Source organism: Curtobacterium guangdongense (genome assembly GCF_049341845.1).
Classification (GTDB): Bacteria; Actinomycetota; Actinomycetes; order Actinomycetales; family Microbacteriaceae; genus Curtobacterium; species Curtobacterium guangdongense.
This window is the reverse complement of the sequence record NZ_JBMPIT010000023.1, coordinates 1-5,506: the sequence shown is the minus strand read 5'-3', so window position 1 is coordinate 5,506 and position 5,506 is coordinate 1. Positions and strand designations below refer to the sequence as shown.

Genomic DNA, 5,506 nt, shown 5'->3' with positions numbered 1-5,506 from the left:
GCGTCTGGTCCTTGAGAACTCAACAGCGTGCACATTGTCAATGCCAATTTATTGACCCCGTTGCCTTCACTTGTGGAGGTACGGAGACAATTCCTTTTGGATTGAAGATTGTCAGTAGACAGTCAACAGTCAAGATCAACTCGGCTTGATGCCTTCGGGTGTTGGGTCTGTAATTTTTTTACGGAGAGTTTGATCCTGGCTCAGGACGAACGCTGGCGGCGTGCTTAACACATGCAAGTCGAACGATGATGCCCAGCTTGCTGGGTGGATTAGTGGCGAACGGGTGAGTAACACGTGAGTAACCTGCCCCTGACTCTGGGATAAGCGTTGGAAACGACGTCTAATACTGGATATGATCGCCGGCCGCATGGTCTGGTGGTGGAAAGATTTTTTGGTTGGGGATGGACTCGCGGCCTATCAGCTTGTTGGTGAGGTAATGGCTCACCAAGGCGACGACGGGTAGCCGGCCTGAGAGGGTGACCGGCCACACTGGGACTGAGACACGGCCCAGACTCCTACGGGAGGCAGCAGTGGGGAATATTGCACAATGGGCGAAAGCCTGATGCAGCAACGCCGCGTGAGGGATGACGGCCTTCGGGTTGTAAACCTCTTTTAGTAGGGAAGAAGCGAAAGTGACGGTACCTGCAGAAAAAGCACCGGCTAACTACGTGCCAGCAGCCGCGGTAATACGTAGGGTGCAAGCGTTGTCCGGAATTATTGGGCGTAAAGAGCTCGTAGGCGGTTTGTCGCGTCTGCTGTGAAATCCCGAGGCTCAACCTCGGGCTTGCAGTGGGTACGGGCAGACTAGAGTGCGGTAGGGGAGATTGGAATTCCTGGTGTAGCGGTGGAATGCGCAGATATCAGGAGGAACACCGATGGCGAAGGCAGATCTCTGGGCCGTAACTGACGCTGAGGAGCGAAAGCATGGGGAGCGAACAGGATTAGATACCCTGGTAGTCCATGCCGTAAACGTTGGGCGCTAGATGTAGGGACCTTTCCACGGTTTCTGTGTCGTAGCTAACGCATTAAGCGCCCCGCCTGGGGAGTACGGCCGCAAGGCTAAAACTCAAAGGAATTGACGGGGGCCCGCACAAGCGGCGGAGCATGCGGATTAATTCGATGCAACGCGAAGAACCTTACCAAGGCTTGACATACACCGGAAACGGCCAGAGATGGTCGCCCCCTTGTGGTCGGTGTACAGGTGGTGCATGGTTGTCGTCAGCTCGTGTCGTGAGATGTTGGGTTAAGTCCCGCAACGAGCGCAACCCTCGTTCTATGTTGCCAGCGGGTTATGCCGGGGACTCATAGGAGACTGCCGGGGTCAACTCGGAGGAAGGTGGGGATGACGTCAAATCATCATGCCCCTTATGTCTTGGGCTTCACGCATGCTACAATGGCCGGTACAAAGGGCTGCGATACCGTAAGGTGGAGCGAATCCCAAAAAGCCGGTCTCAGTTCGGATTGAGGTCTGCAACTCGACCTCATGAAGTCGGAGTCGCTAGTAATCGCAGATCAGCAACGCTGCGGTGAATACGTTCCCGGGCCTTGTACACACCGCCCGTCAAGTCATGAAAGTCGGTAACACCCGAAGCCGGTGGCCTAACCCTTGTGGAAGGAGCCGTCGAAGGTGGGATCGGTGATTAGGACTAAGTCGTAACAAGGTAGCCGTACCGGAAGGTGCGGCTGGATCACCTCCTTTCTAAGGAGCATCTGGCACCACGTGTGGTGTCCAGGCGCCCGATTCGGACCGAACGTGTCCGACGGGTAGCTCATGGGTGGAACATTGACAGTGCAGTCGGGAGCGCAGCTTCTGACCTCAGTACGCCAGGCCTTCGGGTCGGGTGGGAACGGGTCGGGGGTGAGCGGGTTGGCTGGTGCACGTTGTTGGGTCCTGAGGGACCAGGCTTCCTGCTGCTACGTGAGTGGTGGTGGGGGTTGGGCCGGCGGGTGATTCCGCATGGTTCTTCGTTGGGCTGCATGAAGCTGACCGTCATGGTTGGGGGAGTGTGGTGCCGATCGTATGTTGAGAACTACACAGTGGACGCGAGCATCTTAGATCGCTCGCAACGATGACTGCCTTTTCGGTGGTCATGTTGTCGAGTCGATCGCAATTTTAATCTTTGTGGTCAAGTTTCTAAGAGCAAACGGTGGATGCCTTGGCATCTGGAGCCGAAGAAGGACGTAGAAATCTGCGATAAGCCTCGGGGAGCTGATAATCGAGCTGTGAGCCGAGGATTTCCGAATGGGGAAACCCCGCCAGGCGACTTGTCGACCTGGTGACTCCCGCCTGAATATATAGGGCGGGTAGAGGGAACGTGGGGAAGTGAAACATCTCAGTACCCACAGGAAGAGAAAACAACATGTGATTCCGTGAGTAGTGGCGAGCGAAAGCGGATGAGGCTAAACCGATCATGTGTGATAGCCGGCGGGCGTTGCATGGTCGGGGTTGTGGGACACGTCACTCAGTTCTGCCGGACTGGGGCGGTTACAGCGCATCATAGTCGAACCGGTTTGAAAGCCGGGCCGTAGTGGGTGCCAGCCCCGTAGACGAAATGGTGTTATGGCCGGATGTGTATCCCAAGTAGCACGGGGCCCGAGAAATCCCGTGTGAATCTGTCAGGACCACCTGATAAGCCTAAATACTCCCAGATGACCGATAGCGGACAAGTACCGTGAGGGAAAGGTGAAAAGTACCCCGGGAGGGGAGTGAAATAGTACCTGAAACCGTTTGCTTACAAACCGTCGGAGCCTCCTTGTAGGGGTGACGGCGTGCCTTTTGAAGAATGAGCCTGCGAGTTAGTGATATGTGGCGAGGTTAACCCGTGTGGGGCAGCCGTAGCGAAAGCGAGTCTGAATAGGGCGATTGAGTCGCATGTCCTAGACCCGAAGCGAAGTGATCTATCCATGGCCAGGTTGAAGCGACGGTAAGACGTCGTGGAGGACCGAACCCACTTCAGTTGAAAATGGAGGGGATGAGCTGTGGATAGGGGTGAAAGGCCAATCAAACTTCGTGATAGCTGGTTCTCTCCGAAATGCATTTAGGTGCAGCGTTGCGTGTTTCTCGCCGGAGGTAGAGCTACTGGATGGCCGATGGGCCTCAACAGGTTACTGACGTCAGCCAAACTCCGAATGCCGGTGAGTGAGAGCGCAGCAGTGAGACGGTGGGGGATAAGCTTCATCGTCGAGAGGGAAACAACCCAGACTACCAACTAAGGCCCCTAAGCGTGTGCTAAGTGGGAAAGGATGTGGAGTTGCATAGACAACCAGGAGGTTGGCTTAGAAGCAGCCACCCTTGAAAGAGTGCGTAATAGCTCACTGGTCAAGTGATTCCGCGCCGACAATGTAACGGGGCTCAAGCACACCGCCGAAGTTGTAGATTTCGCATGTTAGACAAGCCTTCGTGGTTCAGTCGTGCGGAGTGGTAGGAGAGCGTCGTGTGGCGAGTGAAGCGGCGGAGTAATCCAGCCGTGGACGCCACACGAGTGAGAATGCAGGCATGAGTAGCGAAAGACGGGTGAGAAACCCGTCCTCCGAAAGACCAAGGGTTCCAGGGCCAGGTTAATCCGCCCTGGGTAAGTCGGGACCTAAGGCGAGGCCGACAGGCGTAGTCGATGGACAACGGGTTGATATTCCCGTACCGGCGAACAACCGCCCAAGCTAATCCAGTGGTGCTAAGAGTCCTAACCCGTAACCAGCGGATCCCTTCGGGGTGATGCGGTTCGGTCTAACGCTCGACCCCATGCTGGTGCGGTTAGCGTATGAACAGGTGTGACGCAGGAAGGTAGCTGAGCCAGGCGATGGTATCCGTAAGGTGAACCTGGTGTAAGGATGTAGGGCTGACGATAGGCAAATCCGTCGTCTGTACGCCTGAGATCCGACGCGTACCCGTAAGGGGAAATCAGTGATCCTATGCTGCCGAGAAAAGCATCGACGCGAGGTTGCAGCCGCCCGTACCCGAAACCGACTCAGGTGGTCAGGTAGAGAATACCAAGGAGATCGAGAGAATCGTGGTTAAGGAACTCGGCAAAATGCCCCCGTAACTTCGGGAGAAGGGGGGCCGGACACGTGACCGGACTTGCTCCGTGAGCGTTGAAGGCCGCAGAGACCAGTGGGAAGCGACTGTTTACTAAAAACACAGGTCCGTGCGAAGTCGCAAGACGATGTATACGGACTGACGCCTGCCCGGTGCTGGAAGGTTAAGAGGAGGGGTTAGGTTTCGGCCGAAGCTCTGAATTTAAGCCCCAGTAAACGGCGGTGGTAACTATAACCATCCTAAGGTAGCGAAATTCCTTGTCGGGTAAGTTCCGACCTGCACGAATGGCGTAACGACTTCCCAGCTGTCTCAACCGCGAACTCGGCGAAATTGCACTACGAGTAAAGATGCTCGTTACGCGCAGCAGGACGGAAAGACCCCGTGACCTTTACTACAGTTTGGTATTGGTGTTCGGAGTGGCTTGTGTAGGATAGGTGGGAGACTGTGAAGCGGGCACGCTAGTGTTCGTGGAGTCATTGTTGAAATACCACTCTGGTCACTTTGGATGTCTAACGTAGGACCCTGATCGGGTTCATGGACAGTGCCTGATGGGTAGTTTAACTGGGGCGGTTGCCTCCCAAAGAGTAACGGAGGCGCCCAAAGGTTCCCTCAACCTGGTTGGCAATCAGGTGGCGAGTGTAAGTGCACAAGGGAGCTTGACTGTGAGACTGACAGGTCGAGCAGGGACGAAAGTCGGGACTAGTGATCCGGCAGTGGCTTGTGGAAGCGCTGTCGCTCAACGGATAAAAGGTACCTCGGGGATAACAGGCTGATCTTGCCCAAGAGTCCATATCGACGGCATGGTTTGGCACCTCGATGTCGGCTCGTCGCATCCTGGGGCTGGAGTAGGTCCCAAGGGTTGGGCTGTTCGCCCATTAAAGCGGTACGCGAGCTGGGTTTAGAACGTCGTGAGACAGTTCGGTCCCTATCCGCTGCGCGCGTTGGAAATTTGAGAAGATCTATCCCTAGTACGAGAGGACCGGGATGGACGAACCTCTGGTGTGTCAGTTGTTCTGCCAAGGGCACCGCTGATTAGCTACGTTCGGACCGGATAACCGCTGAAAGCATCTAAGCGGGAAGCCGTCTTCGAGATGAGATTTCCATGCACCTTGAGTGTGAGAGGCTCCCAGCAGACTACTGGGTTGATAGGCCGGATGTGGAAGCGGGGACTAACGACCCGTGGAGCTGACCGGTACTAATAAGCCGAAGACTTGACAACACAACTATTTCCGTGACCTCTTCGGTCACGGGCTCGCGTCCACTTTGTGGTTCCCGACAGACGATCGGGAATCAAACTGAATACTTCAGCAACGGCTTGAAGGAACAATTTGAGACCAGATCATGGTCGACAGTGTTCCGGTGGTCATAGCGAGAGGGAAACGCCCGGTCACATTCCGAACCCGGAAGCTAAGCCTCTCAGCGCCGATGGTACTGCAAGGGGGACCTTGTGGGAGAGTAGGACGCCGCCGGACT

At 55.6% G+C, this 5,506-nt stretch carries 3 rRNA genes; all 3 read left to right on the top strand.

Features of this window, described 5'->3' with window-relative positions:
- Positions 1 to 177: 177 nt before the first annotated feature.
- The 3 genes from ACO0E1_RS18855 (at position 178) to rrf (ending at position 5,505) form a co-directional block, all read left to right on the top strand.
- Positions 178 to 1,699, top strand: a 16S ribosomal RNA gene (locus ACO0E1_RS18855).
- A 425-nt stretch (positions 1,700 to 2,124) separates the two neighbouring features.
- Positions 2,125 to 5,252, top strand: a 23S ribosomal RNA gene (locus tag ACO0E1_RS18850).
- A 136-nt stretch (positions 5,253 to 5,388) separates the two neighbouring features.
- A 5S ribosomal RNA gene (rrf, locus tag ACO0E1_RS18845) occupies positions 5,389 to 5,505 on the top strand.
- The 16S, 23S and 5S rRNA genes sit together here, the layout of an rRNA operon.
- Position 5,506: the final 1 nt, after the last annotated feature.